The sequence below is a fragment of the Kribbella jiaozuonensis genome (assembly GCF_005233875.1).
Classification (GTDB): Bacteria; Actinomycetota; Actinomycetes; order Propionibacteriales; family Kribbellaceae; genus Kribbella; species Kribbella jiaozuonensis.
On sequence record NZ_SZPZ01000002.1, the window covers coordinates 744,195 to 761,178 of the forward strand.

General features: G+C 68.8%; 17 protein-coding genes. 11 read left to right on the forward strand and 6 right to left on the reverse strand.

Annotated features, from left to right (window positions below):
* Positions 1-10: 10 nt before the first annotated feature.
* The 5 genes from FDA38_RS15120 to FDA38_RS15140 all read left to right on the forward strand — a co-directional run bounded on the left by FDA38_RS15120 (position 11) and on the right by FDA38_RS15140 (position 4,654).
* Positions 11-1,222, forward strand: coding sequence for an aminopeptidase (locus FDA38_RS15120; RefSeq protein WP_137254665.1), 1,212 nt, complete (start codon positions 11-13; stop codon positions 1,220-1,222).
* A gap of 15 nt (positions 1,223-1,237) precedes the next feature.
* Positions 1,238-1,999: an imidazole glycerol phosphate synthase subunit HisF gene (gene hisF, locus FDA38_RS15125; RefSeq protein WP_137254666.1), complete on the forward strand. Its 762-nt coding sequence runs from the start codon at positions 1,238-1,240 to the stop codon at positions 1,997-1,999.
* Positions 1,996-2,463, forward strand: coding sequence for a MarR family winged helix-turn-helix transcriptional regulator (locus FDA38_RS15130; protein WP_137254667.1), 468 nt, complete (start codon positions 1,996-1,998; stop codon positions 2,461-2,463). The genes hisF and FDA38_RS15130 overlap by 4 nt, the downstream gene beginning before the upstream one ends.
* Positions 2,464-2,543: 80 nt before the next feature.
* Entirely contained in the window at positions 2,544-3,050 is a 507-nt protein-coding gene (locus FDA38_RS15135; protein WP_137254668.1) for a MarR family winged helix-turn-helix transcriptional regulator, read from the forward strand.
* Positions 3,050-4,654, forward strand: coding sequence for an MDR family MFS transporter (locus FDA38_RS15140; protein ID WP_137254669.1), 1,605 nt, complete (start codon positions 3,050-3,052; stop codon positions 4,652-4,654). Before FDA38_RS15135 ends, FDA38_RS15140 begins: the two co-directional genes overlap by 1 nt.
* On the opposite strand, the gene FDA38_RS15145 is transcribed toward FDA38_RS15140, so the two are convergent.
* Together FDA38_RS15145 and FDA38_RS15150 are read right to left on the reverse strand one after the other, a co-directional pair.
* A complete protein-coding gene (locus FDA38_RS15145) occupies positions 4,651-5,907 on the reverse strand; it encodes an MFS transporter (RefSeq protein WP_137254670.1) in 1,257 nt (418 codons plus the stop codon). The two genes, FDA38_RS15140 and FDA38_RS15145, sit on opposite strands and share 4 nt — an antisense overlap.
* Positions 5,904-6,497, reverse strand: coding sequence for a helix-turn-helix domain-containing protein (locus FDA38_RS15150; protein ID WP_137254671.1), 594 nt, complete (start codon positions 6,495-6,497; stop codon positions 5,904-5,906). The genes FDA38_RS15145 and FDA38_RS15150 overlap by 4 nt, the downstream gene beginning before the upstream one ends.
* 76 nt (positions 6,498-6,573) lie before the next feature.
* Between FDA38_RS15150 and FDA38_RS15155 the strand changes: the two genes are divergently transcribed.
* Positions 6,574-7,041, forward strand: a complete 468-nt coding sequence (locus FDA38_RS15155; protein WP_137254672.1) for a sigma factor-like helix-turn-helix DNA-binding protein — start codon at positions 6,574-6,576, stop codon at positions 7,039-7,041.
* On the forward strand, positions 7,034-7,663 hold the full coding sequence (locus FDA38_RS15160; protein WP_137254673.1) for a hypothetical protein: 630 nt from the start codon (positions 7,034-7,036) through the stop codon (positions 7,661-7,663). Before FDA38_RS15155 ends, FDA38_RS15160 begins: the two co-directional genes overlap by 8 nt.
* Here FDA38_RS15160 and FDA38_RS42650 read toward each other — a convergent pair.
* Genes FDA38_RS42650 through dacB form a run of 3 tightly spaced genes read right to left on the reverse strand, consistent with a single transcriptional unit; the run spans position 7,626 to position 11,351 of the window.
* Positions 7,626-8,792 (reverse strand): GNAT family N-acetyltransferase, encoded by a 1,167-nt coding sequence (locus FDA38_RS42650; protein ID WP_233714725.1) that lies wholly within the window; start codon positions 8,790-8,792, stop codon positions 7,626-7,628. The two genes, FDA38_RS15160 and FDA38_RS42650, sit on opposite strands and share 38 nt — an antisense overlap.
* Positions 8,789-9,739, reverse strand: a complete 951-nt coding sequence (locus tag FDA38_RS15175; RefSeq protein ID WP_137254676.1) for a GNAT family N-acetyltransferase — start codon at positions 9,737-9,739, stop codon at positions 8,789-8,791. The genes FDA38_RS42650 and FDA38_RS15175 overlap by 4 nt, the downstream gene beginning before the upstream one ends.
* Before the next feature lie 40 nt (positions 9,740-9,779).
* Positions 9,780-11,351, reverse strand: a complete 1,572-nt coding sequence (gene dacB / locus FDA38_RS15180; RefSeq protein WP_137254677.1) for a D-alanyl-D-alanine carboxypeptidase/D-alanyl-D-alanine endopeptidase — start codon at positions 11,349-11,351, stop codon at positions 9,780-9,782.
* Between the two features lie 148 nt (positions 11,352-11,499).
* Here dacB and FDA38_RS15185 point away from each other — a divergent pair, with 148 nt between their 5' ends.
* From FDA38_RS15185 to FDA38_RS15200, 4 genes are read left to right on the forward strand one after another with little or no spacing between them, the layout of a single operon-like run.
* Entirely contained in the window at positions 11,500-12,789 is a 1,290-nt protein-coding gene (locus FDA38_RS15185; RefSeq protein WP_137254678.1) for a family 43 glycosylhydrolase, read from the forward strand.
* A gap of 59 nt (positions 12,790-12,848) precedes the next feature.
* Positions 12,849-14,954, forward strand: a complete 2,106-nt coding sequence (locus FDA38_RS15190) for an alkaline phosphatase family protein (RefSeq protein WP_137254679.1) — start codon at positions 12,849-12,851, stop codon at positions 14,952-14,954.
* A 14-nt stretch (positions 14,955-14,968) separates the two neighbouring features.
* Positions 14,969-15,733 (forward strand): MBL fold metallo-hydrolase, encoded by a 765-nt coding sequence (locus FDA38_RS15195; protein ID WP_137254680.1) that lies wholly within the window; start codon positions 14,969-14,971, stop codon positions 15,731-15,733.
* Positions 15,730-16,311 carry a DedA family protein gene (locus FDA38_RS15200; protein WP_137254681.1) on the forward strand — a complete coding sequence of 194 codons (582 nt, stop codon included), beginning with the start codon at positions 15,730-15,732 and terminating at the stop codon, positions 16,309-16,311. The genes FDA38_RS15195 and FDA38_RS15200 overlap by 4 nt, the downstream gene beginning before the upstream one ends.
* Here the strand turns inward: FDA38_RS15200 and FDA38_RS15205 are convergent.
* Positions 16,297-16,938: a TIGR03085 family metal-binding protein gene (locus tag FDA38_RS15205; protein WP_137254682.1), complete on the reverse strand. Its 642-nt coding sequence runs from the start codon at positions 16,936-16,938 to the stop codon at positions 16,297-16,299. The genes FDA38_RS15200 and FDA38_RS15205 overlap by 15 nt on opposite strands.
* Between the last annotated feature and the right edge of the window lie 46 nt (positions 16,939-16,984).

Below are 16,984 nucleotides of genomic sequence, written 5' to 3' on the forward strand. Positions count from 1 at the left end.
GGAGTCGAAGATGAACAACGAACAGCTGGAGCGCTTCGCCGACCTGGTCGTCCGCGTCGGCGTGAACGTACAGCCGGGCCAGGGCGTCGTGCTCAACGCCGATTTAGCCCAGGCCGAGATCGCCAGGGCAGTGGTCGAGCGCGCGTACGTCGCCGGGGCACGCTGGGTTGAGGTGCTGTGGACCGACGGCCTCGTACGCCGGTCCGACCTGATCCACTCCGACCTGGAGACCCTGTCGGCCGACCGGCCCTGGGCGATGGAGCGCATCCGCAGCTGGGAAGCGGAGGGCATCGCAACGATCGCCCTGACCGGTACGCCGGACTCCGGCCTGTACGCCGGGATCGACCCCGCCCGCGTCGCCGCCGTCCGGAAGCAGGAGATGGCCGCGAGGCAGCAGGCGGTGATGAGCGGACGGTGGCGCTGGACCGTGATCGCCGCGCCGAACCCCGGCTGGGCTACCCAGGTGTACGGCGAACCCGACGTCGACCGGCTCTCGGATGCCGTCGCTCGGGCGATGCGGCTCGACGAGGCGGATCCGGTCGCCGCCTGGCGGGAGCGTTCCGCCGTACTGGCCGAGCGGTGTGCGGCGCTCGACAAGCTGCAGATCACCGAGCTCCACTACACCGGCGAAGGCACCGACCTGACCGTCGGTCTGCTGCCTGACTGTCGCTGGACGGGCGGGTCCGTGACCGACCCGGCGGGTGTCCCGTACCTGCCGAACATCCCGACCGAGGAGGTCTTCACCAGCCCCGACCGTCGGCGTGCGGACGGCGTCGCGCGGGTGAGCAAGCCGGTCGTCATCGCGGGCCAACTCGTGGAAGGGCTGCAACTCACCTTCAAGGCCGGCCGGATCACCGACGTGGATGCGACGACCGGCGCCGACCTGGTCCGGGCCCAGCTCGACGTCGACCCCGGCGCCCGCAGCCTCGGCGAGGTCGCCCTGGTCGACAAGGACTCGCGGGTGGCGCAGGCGGGTGTCGTCTTCCACAACACCCTGTTCGACGAGAACGCCGGCAGCCACATCGCCTGGGGACAGAGCTTCCCGTTCGCCGTTGCCGACGGCATGCAGTTGTCGCCCGACGAGCGGGCCGAGCTGGGGCTGAACAACGCGACCGTTCACACCGACGTCGTCCTCGGCGGCGACGGGCTGACGATCACCGCCATGACACCCGACGGGCCGGTCGTGTTGCTGCGTGATGACGTCTGGGTCCTGGGAGGCTGACGGTACCCTTTCCGCGTGAGCCTTGCCGTACGAGTTATCCCGTGCCTGGACGTCGACGCCGGCCGTGTTGTGAAGGGCGTGAACTTCGCCGACCTGCGAGACGCCGGCGACCCGGTCGAGATGGCGCAGGTGTACGACGCGGAGGGCGCCGACGAGCTCACGTTCCTCGACATCACCGCGTCGTCGGGTTCCCGCGAGACGACGTACGACGTGGTCGGCCGGACCGCCGAGCAGGTGTTCATCCCGCTCACGGTCGGCGGCGGCGTCCGCGAGGTCGGCGATGTCGATCGGCTGCTCCGGGCCGGGGCGGACAAGGTCGGCATCAACACCGGCGCGATCGCCCGGCCCGACGTCATCCGCGAGATCGCGCACCGGTTCGGCAACCAGGTGCTGGTGCTGTCCCTCGACGTACGGCGGTCGGCGGATCAGCCGAGCGGTTTCGAGGTGACGACCCACGGCGGGCGGAAGTCGGCCGGGCTGGACGCGATCGAGTGGGCGCAGCGTGGGTGCGAGCTGGGCGCCGGGGAGATTCTGCTGAACTCGATGGACGCCGACGGGACCAAGCAGGGGTTCGACCTGGAGCTGATCAGGGCCGTGCGCGCGGTGGTCGACGTACCGCTGATCGCCAGCGGGGGAGCGGGGGCCCCGGAGCATTTCCCGCCCGCGGTGCAGGCCGGGGCGGACGCAGTACTCGCGGCCAGCGTGTTCCACTTCGGCGACTTCCGGATCGCCGATGTGAAGAAGGCCCTCCGCGACGCGGGGATCGTGGTCCGATGAGCACGCCGGCGCACGTCGAACGCTCGGAGGAGATGGTCGCCGCCATCGAGCAGGAGCTGTCCGCGCTGTTCCGCCGTTCGCGCTCCGCGTCGCTCCGGCTGGCGCGGCGCGTCCACCCCGAGATGGACGCCGCCGGGTACGCGCTGATCTCCCAGATCGAGATGGGCACCGGCAACGGCGCCGGCGTCCGGGCCTCGGATATCGCCGAGGTCCTCGGCCTCGACAAGTCCACCGTCAGCCGCGGCATCACCCAGCTCGAGACCCTCGGCCTGATCGAACGAGTCGGCGACCCGGACGACGGCCGCGCCCGTCTCCTCCGCCTCACCACCACCGGCGCCGAGCGCTACGAAGCCATGCGCACCCAACGCCAGACCGAGTTCCGCGCGATCCTCGACCGCTGGAACCCGACGGACCTCTCCGACCTGGGCCGCCTACTGGCCCGCCTGAACACCGACCTCGGCTGAGGTCTCACCCCGTGTAACCAGTTATCCACAGCCTGGGCATATGGTTGTGGAAACCAACTATTCGGGTATATAGTTGGGTTATGCAACTAGCTCAGCAACCCCTTGTCCCGGGGGTAGAGCGGGACGTACCTGCGCAGGAGGTCCTCGAAGGGGTCAGTTCGCTGATCCGCGCGGTGCGATGTATCGAACACCGGCACCTGATGCCCGACAGCGGGCTGCGACGGTCCGACGCGAGTGTGCTCAAGATCCTGCACAAGGGCGGCGAGCAGCGCGGCGGCGAGATCGCCGCCAAGCTCGGCGTCGACGCGTCGGTGGTGAGCCGGCAGGTCGCCGCGCTGGAGGCCGACGGACTGGTGAGCCGTCGACCCGACCCGGCCGATGCCCGGGTCGGGCTGGTCAGCCTGGCACCCGCCGGAAGGGCCCAGCTGGAGGCCCTCTATTCGTCCTACACCCAGCACCTTCGTGCGGCCCTGGCCGACCTCGACGACGACGCGCTGCTGACCGCTGCGGAGACCATGCAGCGGATCGCGCACGCCATCACCGAGGTCAACCAGGTCGTGAGGCGCACCCAATCGACTGGAGACTGATGACTGTCACCGAGACCCGGCAGCAGATGCCCGCTGCGCCGGAACTCACCCACCGCGAGATCCTCGAGATCCTGATCGGCCTGCTCGCCGCGCTGTTCACGGCGATGCTGAGCTCGACGATCGTCAGCAATGCCCTGCCGACGATCATCGCCGACCTCGAGGGTTCCCAGACGCAGTACACGTGGGTCCTCACCGCGAGCCTGCTGGCCACCACGGTGTCCACGCCGATCTGGGGCAAGCTCGCTGACCTGGTGAGCAAGAAACTGCTGGTCCAGGTCGCGATCTCGGTCTTCGTGATCGGGTCCGCGCTGGCCGGCCTGTCCCACAGCGTGCCGTTCCTGATCGGCGCCCGCGTCCTGCAGGGCCTCGCGATGGGCGGTCTGATGGCGCTGGCCCAGGCCATCATCGGCGCCGCGATCCCACCCCGGTCGCGAGGCCGGTACTCCGGCTACATGGGTGCCGTGATGGCGGTCGCGACCGTCAGCGGCCCACTCATCGGCGGTGTCATCGTGGACACCTCGTGGCTCGGCTGGCGCTGGTGTTTCTACGTCTGCGTCCCGCTGGCCGTGGTCAGCCTGGTGATCCTGCAGAAGTACCTGCACCTGCCGCTGATCAAGCGTGAGGTCCGGATCGACTACGTCGGCGCCGTCCTGATCAGCATCGCGGCCAGCCTGCCGTTGCTGTGGGTCACCTTCGCCGGCACGGACTTCGCCTGGATGTCGTGGCAGTCGGCGCTCTTCGTCGGCGGCACGCTGCTCGTCGGGTTCCTCGCCGTCATGGTCGAGAACCGGGTCAAGGAGCCGCTGGTCCCGCTGAAGGTCGTCCGCGAGCGGACCACCGCGCTGGCGATCGTCGCCAGCCTCGCGGTCGGCGTCGCGATGTTCGGCAGCGCTCTGTTCCTCGGGCAGTACTTCCAGATCGCCCGCGGCTACAGCCCGACCGAGGCCGGCCTGCTGACGATCCCGATGATGCTCGGGTCGTTCGTCGGCTCAGCGGGCTCCGGCCAGCTGATCACCCGCTACGGCAAGTGGAAGCGGTACCTGGTGTCGGGCGGCGTACTGCTGCTCGTCGGTCTGCTGATCCTCGGCACGATCGACCACTCCTCGCCGTACTGGTACGTCGGACTCGGCATGCTGGCAATGGGTCTCGGTATGGGTATGACCATGCAGAACCTGGTTCTCGCCGTACAGAACACCGTGGATGTCCGGGAGATCGGCGCGTCGAGTGCGACCGTGGCGTTTTTCCGCAGCCTGGGTGGTGCGGTCGGCGTGTCCGCGCTGGGCGCCGTGCTGGCAGCTCACGTGAAGAGCCTGATCGTGGCCGGCGTGCTCGCCGGTCCCGGCGGGGCCGAGGCGGCACGCAAGCTGCAGGAGGGTGGATCCGGCAGCACGAGCCTGCTCGACGTCGGTCACCTGCCACCGCAGCTGGCCGAGCTGGTGCGGCAGTCGTACGGCGACGCGACCGGCCGGATCTTCCTGATCGCGGCGGCGTGTGCGGCGGTCGCCCTGATCGCGGTGATCTTCATCAAGGAGGTCCCGCTGCGCAAGACCGTCAGCAAGGTCGACGACGTCGAGGATCTGGCGGATCGCGCAGTACACGACTAGAGCTCAGGTGGCTCCAAGCCGCTCAGCTCGCGGGTGCGAATGATCGGTGAGCCGATCAGCCACAGCACCGAGAACAGGCCGCCGGCTGCGGAGACGAGGAGGGTTTCGCGGACACCGATCCAGGTGCCCAGGAACCCTCCGACGACCGCGCCGAGCGGCCTGACGCCGTAGTTGATACTGCTGAACGCGCCCGCGACCCGGCTCCGCATGTGGTCGTGGATCACCGCCGCCTGCAACGAGTTCAGCGGTACGTCGAAACACATCACCGCGAACGTCGCGATGAACATGCCGCCGGCCAGGACCGTCGCGCGGACCCACTCCGGCCCCTGGGCCAGGACCGCCAGCGCCATCGAGCCGGGGAAGATCAGGGCCCCGGCTGCGATCACCCGGCCGGCCCCGAAGATCTTGCTCAACGGGGCTGCGGCGACCGCGCCGAGCAATCCGCCCGACGAGCCGATACCGAACGCCAGACCGATCGTGCCCGGCGAGAGCCCGAGATCGCGGCTCGCGAACAGCACCAGTAGTGCCATGCCGATCATGTTGAAGAAGTTGACCGTGGTCGCGCAGCCCAGGCTGCGGCGCAGGTACGGATGCTTGAGCAGGTAGCGCATACCGGCTCGAGCCCGGGACAGCAACGGCTCCGGCGTCTCGTCGGCCTCGCCCGGGGTCACGTCCAGCCGGCTGATCCGGATCGCGGAGAACACGAACGACAACGCGTCCACGAGGATCGCGACCGGCGCGGTCAGCCACTGCACGAGCGCGCCGCCGACCGCCGGACCGCCCATGAATGAGATGGACCGGGTCGCCGACAGTTTGCCGTTGGCCTCGAGGTACTGGTCCCGTCCGACCAGCCGGACGAAGAACGACGCGTAGGCGGTGCCGAACACGACACCCGCCGTACCGGCCAGGATCGCGATCGCGTAGAGCTGGCCGAGGGTGAGCAGATCGAGCCAGTACGCCACCGGGATCGTCACCAGCAGGATCGTCCGGGCCACATCGGCGGCGATCATCAGCGGCCGCTTGTCCCGGCGCTGGTCGACCCAGGACCCGATGAACAGGCTGGCCAGACTCGGCAGCCAGACCGCCGCGGTCAGGAATCCGACCTGGCTGGGGGAGGCATTCAGCAGCGTGACTGCGATCAGCGGCAGCGCGAGCTCGGTGACCCGGTCGCCGAACTCGGAGACGGCCTGTGCGGACCAGAACGTGCGGAACCGGCGGTCACGCCACAGGCTGGTGGCGGAGAGCGTGCTCATTGCGATTCCGTTGCTTCGGGCAAGGAAATGCGGAGGTAGCGGACCGGATGGGCGTCAGCGGGGGACTCGTTGGCGTCGCGGCGCTGAACGTACGGCGCGAACAGCTGCTCGATCGCGGACCCGATCTCCTCGGCCTCTTCGGGGGTGATCACCAGCAGCGTGTTTGCCGAGCCCGCCAGCCGGCTCCACTCGGGGGACAGGTGCGGTTCGGTCTCCACGAGCCAGTGCTGGGCCGCTTCGAGTGCCTGGTTCAGCAGCTCGGCTCGCAGCAGACGCCCGGCCTCGGCGCCTTCCGGGGTGTCCGGCATCGCGTACCGGAATCCGTGGGCGACCGCGTTCCACCAGCGCTGCCGCCGGTCCGAGCCGCTCGGCGGCGGGCCGTCGACGACCAGGCCGAAGCTCGCCAGATGCCGCAGGTGCCAGCTCGTCACCGACGGGGAGGCGCCGACGTGCTCGGACAGCTGGGTGGCCGTGGCCGGGCCGTTCTTCTGCAGATAGCTGAGCGCAGCGAGCCGGACCGGATGCGCCAACGCGCGCATCGCCTGCGGGTCGGTGATCTCGAAATCGCCGTACGGATTTCTGAGAGACATGTTTCGAGAGTAATCTCTCAGATCTCCCGGAGGCAAGCCTCTGTCGCCGGTCCGGGTACGGCGGGACACTGGCAGGGTGGATGACCCGAGGGCGGACCTCGCCGCTCTGTATCGCCAGAGCTGGCCGCGGCTGATCGGCGTACTGGTGTCGATCGGAGCGTCGCGCGTGGACGCCGAGCTGGTGGCGCAGGACGCGTACGCGAGGCTGCTCGGGCGATGGGATGCGATCTGCCGGTACGAGGATCCGGAGGCTTGGGTGCGCGGGGTCGCTGTGCGGACGATCGTGGGGCGGTTGCGGCGTCGGGAGGTGGCGGCGCGGGCGCTGGCCAGGCTCGGTGGTGGTGCTCCGAGGCGCGGGCCGGCTGGTGAGGTGGCGGCCGCGCTCGCTGGGATGACGCCTGAGCAGCGGGCGGTCGTCGTACTGCACGAGGTGATGGAGCTGCCGGTCGAGCAGATCGCCCAGGAGTTGGAGCTGCCGGTGGGTGGGGTGAACGCGCGGCTGGCGCGGGCGCGGCGGGCCTTGAAGGTGGCCGAGCATGCGTGAGTTGATCGAGTACGTCGACGAGCGGACGCCGGAGGAGGCGCCGCCGTTCGAGGAGCTCGAGCGGGCCGCGCGGGAGCTGCGGCGGCGACGGTATGTCGTGTCGGCCGCGGTCGTCATGATCGTGATCGTTGCCGGGATCGCCGGCGTACTGGGTTATCCGCGAGCTGAGACCGAGCCGACTCTCGGGCTCGAGATGCCGAAGTACGCGGTCGACGGGCCGGCGCCGCTGCAGTACAAGCTCGGTACGACGGTCATCCTTCTCCGCGGCGAGATCGCGGTGACGTCGGCGCGGCTGGATCCGGATCATCTGTCGCTGCTGACCGTCGGAGTTGAACCGGACGAGGTCGCGATCGAGCCGTGCCTGCCGAACACGGTGGTGCGGATCCTGTCCCAGGACGGCGGCTCGGTCCGGATCGCGGCGTACCGCTATGGCATCGCGCCGGACCAGAACGAGGGCCATCAGTGCAACAATCCGGGACCGGCTCCGACGACGCTGCAGCTCGATCTGAAGACTCCGCTCGGGAATCGGACTGTGTACGCCGGGACGATGGGCGAGCGGGTCGTACTGAAGGGACGCGGGTGCTTCAGGCCGGCTGCATCGTTCTCTGCCAGATGTCGCTGATCAGGTCCGGGCGCATGCCGACGCCGGTGTAGAGGGCGACGGCCGGGGTGGGGTTGCCGGTGTCGACGTGCAGGATCGTGCCGTCGCGTCCGGCCGCAGAGTCGGTGGCGAAAGCGGTCCGCAGGAGGAACTTGGCGAGGCCGCGTCCACGTGCGGAAGGTATGACGGCGAGGCGGCCGACGTACCCGCAGTTATCGGTGCTGACGAAGTTGTCGTTGCACTCGGTCACACCGACCGCCTGCCCGTCGATCTCCACGATCGTCACCTGCGACCAGTCGAACGTCGACCGACTCTCCCGCGAAGCCGCCCATTCGTCATACGGCCGAGGCAACGCATCCGGCTGCTCCGCAAACGCCTCCATCAGTACGCCGTGAACCGCCCGCCGCGTCACCTCATCCGGCGCACCCTGCCGCACAACAACCCCCGCAGGCACAACAGGCGCTGCTACGGGCCCGTCGAAGCTGATCCGCATCCGCTGGATCGAGGTTGCAACTGCAAACCCCCGCGCAGCCAGCACCTGAGGTAGCAACCGATCCTGGCGGATGACGCCGACCCTCAGCACAACCTCACGCCGCCCGCCGGCTGCGCCGGCGGGCGGCGTGGAGAGGAGGGCGGAGCCTCCCGAGCGAGCGGGACGGGCTGGGCCGTCTGAGTCGGCGAGGGGCTCCGCTCCGGCTGTGCTGGCCGGGCCTGCCGGAGCTGCCGGAGCGGCGGGAGCTGCCGGACCTGCCGGACCTGCCGGACCTGCCGGAGCGGCGGGAGCTGCCGGCGCGGCCGGAGCTGCCGGAGCGGCCGGCACGGCGGAGGCCAGGTCGTGGGCTCGGTGTTCGGCTTGGTGTAGGAGCCAGTTGAGGATGGGTGGGGAGTCGCTCAGGATGTCGATGTTTAGTTGGGTGTTGCCGAGGGGCATGGCGGTGGCTGAGCCGGCGTAGGTGTCGTTGGGGGTGAGGACTACCCAGCCGTCGGTTGACAGGTTGATGCTGGGGTCGCGGAGGTAGTTGGCTACGTCTTCGGGGCTGTGTTTGGGGAAGCCCAGGAGGGCCGAGGTGTAGGTCGCGGACTGGTTGGCGATCAGTTCCGCGTCTTCCTGCATCATCGGGCGGGATGTGTAACCGACGGGCAGAGTCATGCGGTGACCTCGCGTCGTAGGACCTCCATGACCAGCGTGGGTTCCATTCCGACCGACAGGTAGACGCCGAGCGCCGGCGTCGGGTTGTTGGTGTCGACGTGCAGGATCGTGCCGGCCCGCCCGGCCGCCGCATCCACGGCGAACTGGTCGCGGAGCAGGAACTTCGCCAAGCCTTTGCCGCGCGCCTTCTCCAGCACCCCCAGCCGCCCGATGTACCCGCAGTTCTCGTCCTCGACGAACTGGTTCGTGCACGACCGCATCGCGACGACCTCGCCGTCCAGCTCGAGCAACGTCAGCTGCGACCAGTCGAACGCCGAGAAGTTCTCCTGCGCCGCCCGCCACTCCTCGAACGACCGCGGCGTGAACCCGAACTGCCCCTCGAAACTCTCATTCAGTACGGCGTGCCCCGCGCGCTGACTCGCCTCGTCCTGCGCACCCCGCCGTACCGTCACCCCATCCGGCACCACAGGCGCCGCGACCGGTCCGTCGTGATCGATCCGCATCCGGTGGAACGTCGTACCAGGCTGGAAACCGTAACCAGCAAAGCGATCCCGGCGCGCGGCATCCACCTGGTAGTTGACCGCGTCCAGCTGGACCGACGAATGCCCGTACTCCCGCGCAAACTCCGCCGAACGCCGGAGGATCTTCTCGAGCAGATATGTCTCCACGCCGAGATCCATGGTGACGATGTCGAGGTCCAGCTGACTGTGGTCGCCTTTGCCGAAGACCGCGCCGTAGCCGACCATCGTCTCGCCGTCGAAGACCAGCCAGCCGTCCCGCGCAGGATCGAACCCGGGCTCCGTGAGCTGGTCCTCGGCGTCCTCCAGCGTGTAGTCGGCAAAGCCGACCACCGAGGTGTTGTAGTCCGACACCAGCTCGAGGAGCGCCTGGGCGTCCTCGTTCGACGGTGGGCGGACGGTGTACGCGGATGGCAGTACGGCGGTCATGCACTCATGGTGGTGAACGACCGCCGTACTGTCGAACCGATTAGCAGGCCTTGTCCCACTCCAGGTCGCAGGTTGGCTGAGCGGTCTTCAACGAAGGAACCGCCGCCGCCGGGGGAGTGCCCTGGTCGGACCACGACGCGAGCGTGACGCCGACCGCGTCCTCGATCGAGCGTGGGCTGTCCAGGTAGTTGTTGCTGATCATCGAGAACACCAGCTTGCGGCCGTCCTTGTTCGAGACGTAGCCGGACAGCGCCGTCACGCCGGTCAGCGATCCGGTCTTGCCGTGCAGGTTGTTCGCGGCCGGCGTGTTCTGCATCCGGCTGCGAAGCGTGCCGCCGACGAACCGTTCCGGGTTGCCCGCGATCGGCAGCGCGTCGTACCACTGCTGGAACCAAGGCTCCTTGCGCGCGGCGATCAGGATGTCGGTGACCGCGTCACCGGTCACGTTCACCTTGCGGGACAGGCCGGAGCCGTCGGAGAGCCGGATCCGGCTGGTGTCGACGCCGACGCTCTGCGCGTAGTTCGTCACCACGTCCAGCCCGGCGGGCCAGCTGCCGTCGGCCTCGACGACCGCGCCCATCGTCTTCACCAGCGTCTCGGCGTGCATGTTGTTCGACAGCTTGAGGAACGGCGTGAGCAGCTCGCCGACCGTCATCGACTCGTCCCGCGCCAGGCGCGAAGCACCCGCCGGCGTGGCCGCGTTCTTGATGTGGCCGCTGACTGAGATGCCCTGCGCGGTCAGCGCCCGCCGGAACACGTCAGTGGCGTACAGCTCGGGCTCCCAGACCGTCACCCACTCCTGGTCGACCGAGGCGCCGAGCGGCATCGAGCCACTCACCCGGACGACATTCGTTCCGTGGTCGCGCTCGACGTTGAGCGTGTTCGACGTACCCGCGGCGCCGGTCGTCGCGGTGTTGATCACTTTCAGTACGCCGTTCGCCGGGACCATGTTCAGCTTCAGCGGCGCCCCGGCCTTGGCGCCGGGCAGGCTCTCGACGATCGCCGTACCGGAGTCGTAGTCGGTGTTCGGGGCGAGCGTCAGCGCGGAGATCTGGGCGTTGTAGTAGAACGGCTCGTCGTCCCAGGCCCAGCTGTCACCGAGCCGGACATGGTCGAAGTACGAGTCGTCCGCGATCAGGTCGCCGTCGACCCGCCGGACGCCGGCCGCCTTGAGCTGCTTGGCCAGGCCGACGTAGTCGGACTCCAGCGCGGTCGGGTCGCCGTACCCCTTCAGGTAGAGGTCACCGCGCAACTTCCCACCGCGGACGGTTGCGGTGGCGAGTACGTCGGTGTGGAAGCGGTACGACGGGCCGAGCACGTGCATCGCGGCCGTCGAGGTGAACAGCTTGGTGTTCGAGGCGGGCAGCATCCGCTGGTCGCCGTTGCGGTTGTACAGCGTCTCGCCGGTGGTCGCGTCGCGGACCACGAGCTCGACCTGCGAACCGTCGTACCGGCTGTCGTTCAGCAGGCTGTCGAGCCGCTGCTGTAAAGCCGTCTCTTGTACTGCGGTCGGCGCCGCGGCCGACTGTCCCACCACACCACCGGCCACGGCGGCGACGGCAGCCACCGCGGCGACCAACCCGCGCCCCGACACTCTCGGTAAATGACTCACGAGACACTCCCTCAAACCAGGCGGAAAACAACTAGCCGGAGTCAACACCCCGCCTCCCCCAAGGTCCAGGGATTGGGGTCTCGCGTTTCAGGTGAATCGATGGAAAAGTTCCTCACACAGGTATCCGCCCCCACCTGAGGAGTCACCCATGCGACGACTTCCGGCGGCCTTGGTGGCCGCGCTCACCCTCTCCGCGTTGCTGTCCGTGCCCGCCCACGCGGTCGCCGTCTTCCCGAGCCAGATCATCGGCGAGGACTTCCCCGATCCGGATGTGTTCCAGCAGAACGGCACCTGGTACGCGTACTCGACCAACAACGGCCGCGGCACCGTCCCGGTCGCCACCGCCCCGAGCGCGAACGGCCCGTGGACGATCCGCGGCGACGCGATGCCCGGCGGTCCGTCCGCAGCCTGGGCCCAGCCGGGCCGCACCTGGGCGCCGGACGTCTACCCGAACCCGGACGGCACCTACACCCTCACCTACACCGCCTGGCACAAGGCCTCCGGTCACCAGTGCATCGGTGTCGCCACCGCGACGTCGCCGCTCGGCCCGTTCCAGCCGGTCGGTACGACGCCGTTGATCTGCCCGCTCGACCTGGGCGGCGCGATCGACCCGAACACGTTCGTCGCCAATGACGGCACCCGCTACCTGGTCTGGAAGAACGACGGCAACGCGATCGGCCAGCCGTCGACCCTCTGGCTCACCCGTACGACGGACAACGGCCGGACCCTGGTGGGCGGCAACACCGCGATGCTCACGTCAAGCGGCGTCATCGAGGCGCCGGACCTGGTCCAGCGCGGCAGCCAGTACGTGCTGTTCTTCTCCGGCGGCGGCTACACCGACTGCAACTACCTCACGTCCTACGCGACCTCGACGAGCCTCAGCGGTCCGTGGACAACGGCGTACCGGCCGCTGATGACGACGGCGTCGTTCGACAACGCGGTGTGTGGGCCGGGCGGTGCGGACTTCGTCGACAACAAGGTGTTCCTGCACGGGTGGGTCGGCAACCAGCGGCATCTGTACGTCGCTGACCTCGGCTGGGCCAATGACTACCCGGTAGTCCGCGGGAGCCGCGTCCGGTACGAAGCTGAGCGCGGCACGCTCAACCACTGCAGCGTCCGTGCCAACGCCGCAGGTGCGTCGGACGGCAAAGTGGTCGCGTATATCGACTACGCCGACTCCTGGGTCGAGAACACGGTCTTCGCGCCGGTCGCCGGCAGTTACACGCTGCACGTTGGCTATGCCAACGGATCGGCCTCCACCGCGAGCCACGGTCTCGTTGTCAACGGCAACAACGCGGGCTCGGTCAGCTACCCGGTCACCGGCTGGGACAACTGGCACGAGAGTTCTGTGTCCGTCACGCTCAACGCGGGCTGGAACACGATCCGGTTGACGAAGGGCGATCAGTACACGGAGGTCGACTACCTCGAGGTGCAGTAAACCCGTCGGCCTGACCCCGTAGTCTCGTACTGGCAGATTGCACTACGGGGAAGCGGGCGATGGCGAAACCACCAGAACAGGTGTACGACGACCGGCGGCGGCGACCGGTATGGCTGGATCTCCGCCGTACCGGTCGCGGCCTGCAGGCGATGTTGTACGGCGGTCTCGCGTCGCTGATCTCGCTGGTGATCACGTTCTGGACGCTGCCGCAGATCAGCAGCGACGGCCGGCTGCCGATCTTCCGGCTGGTCGTCCTGCTCGCGGTGTTCTCGGTGCTGATGCGCTGGATCCTGGCCGGCATCGCGGTCCTGATCGGCTCGCTCGGCGTACTGATCGGCGGGCTGCTGTCACAGTTCGGAGTCGTCTACCTGGCGATCACCGTCGACCCCGGGGTGAACCTGCACGGCGGGGTCGAGGCGCCGGTGCTGGTGGCGATCTGGATGTCCTCGATCAGCGCCTTCGTCGGCTGGGTCGCGTACGCCGGCAGTGACGACGCGTACGTCGCCGAGGTGATGCGGGTCGTGCACCGCCGGGCCCGGCGGATCGAGCCCGCGCCGAAGACCGGGCTGCTGATCATCCAGATCGACGGGCTGTCGGCGCCGCTGCTGAACTGGATGGTCCTGGCCGGCAACCTGCCGAACCTCGGCGGCTGGATCCGGGACGGCCACCACTCGATGCTCGCCTGGCACACCGGCGTACCGGCGACGACGCCCGCGAGCCAGGCCGGGATCCTGCACGGCGGCTCGAAGTACATCCCGGCGTTCCGGTGGTACGAGAAGGAGACCGGCCGGGTGATGGTCACGAACCGTGGCCGGGACGCGGCCGAGCTCGAGGAACGGATGTCGACGGGGCGGGGGCTGCTCGCGGACGGCGGCGTCAGCATCAGCAACAACTGGTCCGGCGACGCGGACAAGTGCGAGCTGGTGTTCAGCCGGGCCGCCCTGCCGAACAGCCGCAGCCGCGGGTACGTCCGGTTCTTCTCCAGTCCGCAGGGCGCCGCCCGCGGGCTGATCCTGTGCGTCGCGGAGATGATCAAGGAGCTGCACCAGGCCCGGCGCCAGCGGGTCCGGCACCTGGTGCCGCGGGTGAAACGCGGCGGCGGGTACATCTTCCTGCGCGCGATCACCAATGTCCTGCTCCGCGACCTGAATGTCTCGCTGATCACCGACGAGCTGGTGAAAGGTACGCCGGTGATCTACTGCGACTTCGTCGACTACGACGAGGTCGCGCACCACGCCGGACCGACCCGGGCCGAGTCGCTGCAGACCCTCGAAGGCCTGGACCGGGTGCTCGGCGCGCTGAAGCGGATCATCGACATCCTGCCGCATTCGTACGAGATCGTCGTGCTGTCCGACCACGGTCAGAGCCAGGGCTCGACGTTCCACCAGCGGTACGGCCGGACGCTGACCGAGGTGGTCGACGATCTCGTCGACACCACGAAGGAGCCGGTCTCGGCGGTCGGCAAGTCCGAGGGCTGGGGGCCGGTGAACGCGTTCCTCACCGAGCTGTCGATGCGCCGCAGTGTGGCCGGCTCGGTGACCCGGAAGGCGCTGCACGTGAAGAGTGGCGAGGTCGAGCTCGGTCCGAAGGACTGCGAGCCGCCGGTCGCCGCCGACGAGCAGATGGTCGTCACAGCGTCGGGCAACCTCGCGCTGATCTACCTCGCCACGACGCCCGGCCGGGTGCCGTTGGAGGAGATCGAGCTGCTGCACCCGAAGCTGATCCCGGGCCTCGCGACACATCCCGGTATCGGGTTCGTCGTGGTCGACTCGCTCGCCGAAGGACCGGTCGCGATCGGCCGGGCCGGCGTCCACGTACTGCGATCCGGCCGGGTCGAGGGGGAGGACCCGCTGACGCCGTACGGCGAGCTGGCGGCGGCGTCGGTGCTGCGGCACGCTGAGATGGCGCACAACGGGGACCTCGTCGTAGTCAGCCGGCTGGACGACTACACCCACGAGGTAGCGGCGTTCGAGGAACTGGTCGGATGCCATGGCGGGATCGGCGGATGGCAGACCGATGCGGTCCTGGTGCACCCGTCGCGGTGGGAGCTGCACGATGCTCCCGTAGGCTCCGACGCGGTCCACGAGGTGCTGATCGGCTGGCTGGAGCAGCTGGGGCATCGCAAGGACCTCAAGGATCCGGTCGAGTCGAAGGTCGAGGCTTAGAGCGTGCGAATCACATGCGAGTGACATGGTGGGGGCACGCCACCACCACCATCGAGGCGAACGGTACGCGGCTGCTGACCGACCCGGTGCTGACGTCGAGGATCGCGCACCTGCGCCGCCGGCGCGGTCCGAACCCGTCGCCCGAGGCGGGGCGCTGCGATGCGGTCCTGGTCTCGCACCTGCACGCCGACCACCTGCACCTCACCTCGCTGCCGATGGTCGCGCCGGACGCCGCGCTGGTGGTGCCGCGCGGCGCGGCGAAGCTGATCCACGCCGACAGCGGACCGGCGTACTCCGACCGTTGCATCGAAGTTGCCCCGGGCAATCAAATCAAGATCGGGTCGCTCGAGATCACCGCTGTCACCGCTCATCACGACGGGCGGCGGCTGCCGTGGTCGTCGTACTCCGCGCAGGCGGTGGGCTACCGGATCGACAGTTCGCCGAGCGTCTGGTTCGCGGGCGACACGGATCTGTACGACGGGCTGGCCGCGGAGGCCGGCCAGGTGGACCTCGCGCTGGTGCCGGTCGGCGGATGGGGGCCGTCGCTCGGGCCGGGGCATCTGGATCCGGTCCGTGCGGCCGAGGCGGTGCGGCGCGTCGGTGCTTCGACGGCGGTGCCGGTACATTTCGGGACGTTCTGGCCGATCGGCTTCGATTGGGTCAAGCCGGAGTTGTTCCTGCCACCGGGGGACAGGTTCCGGGCCGCGATGGCCGAGGTGGACCCCGCGGTGAAGGTGAAACTCTTGGTACCGGGTGAATCGCTCGAGGTGTCTGGATGAGTGGGGACACCAAGTTCGACGTCTGGTACTTGTTCGCGTTGGCAGGTGCCGTGCTGATCGGGGCGGTGCTTCCCGTGCTGCCGACGGGCGCTGCGGTGTCGGCGGGCGCCGTACTCGCGTCACACAGCAATCCGATCGGGCTGGTCGGAGTGCTGATCGCGGGCGCGGCCGGGGCGTACGTCGGCGACCTGATCGTGTACGCCGGATGCCGGTTCGGCGGCGAGCGGTTGGCGAAGCGGGTCGGATGGTTGCGCGACAACGCTTCGCTCGACGCGCTCCGGGTGCGGCTGAAGGAGCATGAGATCGGCGTACTGCTGACCTCGCGACTCATTCCGGGCGGACGCGTGCCTGTGCTGCTCGCGGCCGGGCTGGCCGGGTACCCGTGGGAGCGGTTCGCGCTGGTCGACCTGACCGCTTCGTCGCTGTGGGCCGCGGTCTACATGGCGATCGGACTGCTCGGTTACGCGCTCTTCGACGAGCCGTGGCAGGGCGTGCTGGCGGCGATCGTGCTGGTCATCCTCACCACCGTTGTCAGCGGCCTGATCCAGCGCGCCCGGCGGAAATCACACCCCGAATGACGCGTTGCGGAGCTGCTCCATCGCCTCCGCCTCGCCATCGAGCTCGACGTCGGCAACCTGCTGCCGCCCGAAGCAGAACAGCACGAGCTCACTCGGCTGACCCGTCACGGTGACCGAGCCGAGCTCGGTGGGCCGTTTCGCGACCGACGTCGTGCCGTCGGGCAGCTTGAGCACCAGGCCGCTCGGCGACTTCCGGTTCATCGTCTTCGACGACAGCCGGACGGTCTTCCAGAGCCCGTTCTGCTGGTCGGCCGGCAGCGTGCGGACGTCCCAGGTCGGTTGGGCGCGGCGGACGTCCTCGTGGTGGACGAAGTACTCGGCCGTGTTGAACTGGGCGCCGAGCTTGGGCAGTGCGTAGATCGACACCGGCGGTGGGCCGTTGCGGACCTTGTCGACCACCTCGGCGAAGCTGTAGCGCTCCTTGGCGCGCGTCATTCTGCGCGCGGTGGTGTCCGACAGCGCCGGGATCATGATCCCCGGACCGGCCATCGGATCGGCTTCCCGGACGTACAGATGGACCGCGAGGTCGTAGGTGTCCCACCCCTCACACAGCGTGGGCTGATCGGGCCCCAACTGGTCGAGAAGGTCACTGAGCGCAAGTCGTTCTACCCGGCTGTAGTCGGTCACAACTCGATCGTAGTTGTCGGGTGGGAGTGGCAGAATGTCAATCGTT